Raw genomic sequence first — 900 nt, 5'->3', positions numbered from 1 at the left:
AACGATGCGTGGCCAGCACATCCGCGATTCGGCCATTGAACCGTTCAACCATGCCATTGGTTTGTGGGTGTTTAGGCTTGGTCAGGCGATGTTCGATGTTGAGGGCAGCACAAAGTTGATCAAATTCATGTTCACCGCTGGCCTGCTTCTGCTTGTTGAATAACCGGTCGGTAAATTCGCTGCCATTGTCGGTCAGCAAGATGTTGATCTTGAAAGGAGCCGCCTTCGACAGAGCCGAGAGAAATGCGCGAGCAGTGGCTGCGGTCTTGTGGGGGCGAATTTGCACGAAAACCCAGCGCGTTGCACGATCAATTGCAACGAACAGATAGCGCCGGCAGGTCTCATCCGGCATCTGGGGCAGATATTTGACATCCACATGCACAAAGCCGGGTTCGTAGTCTTTAAAAGGTTTGGCGCTTGGCGTGGTTACCGGAACAGGCTCCAGATCGCGCAGGCGGTTCACACCATAGCGATTCAGGCACCGCGCCAGACCGGCTCGAGAAACATGGGGGGTGAGAAATTCACGTACGACGACCAGTAAATCATCCAGTGTGAGTTTGAGCATTTTGCGCAACTCGACGGCAATCAATTCCTGTGCGGTCGTCAGCGTGGTTTGAAGGCGGTGGGCTGTATGCGACCGATCTTCAACAGACTGTCGGTTGCGCCACTTGCGGATGGTCGGAAGCGTAACGCCATAGCGCTCGGCCAACTCCGGGTTGGAAACAGAGGCAGGCGCGGCCTGGATTTCAGCGCGGATGGCAGGTGTGGTACGGGCTTGTTTGTGTAATCGGACGATCATAATCTCTGAGCCTTGAGGTCTGCCAGAAGACTACCCAAAACCTCGCGCGCAGTGGCAAGTTTCAGGATACGTTGCGAGATATGATCGTACGAAACTAGACA

At 54.6% G+C, this 900-nt stretch carries 1 protein-coding gene; it reads right to left on the bottom strand.

What is annotated here, in order from left to right; genetic code table 11:
* Positions 1 to 799: DDE-type integrase/transposase/recombinase (locus AC0KVQ_RS16480; protein WP_473422285.1), on the bottom strand; the 799-nt coding region annotated here is incomplete at its 3' end.
* Positions 800 to 900 lie beyond the last annotated feature (101 nt).

It is taken from the genome of Formivibrio sp. oc-25 (assembly GCF_055810895.1).
This window is presented reverse-complemented; position numbering and strand designations above follow the sequence as displayed.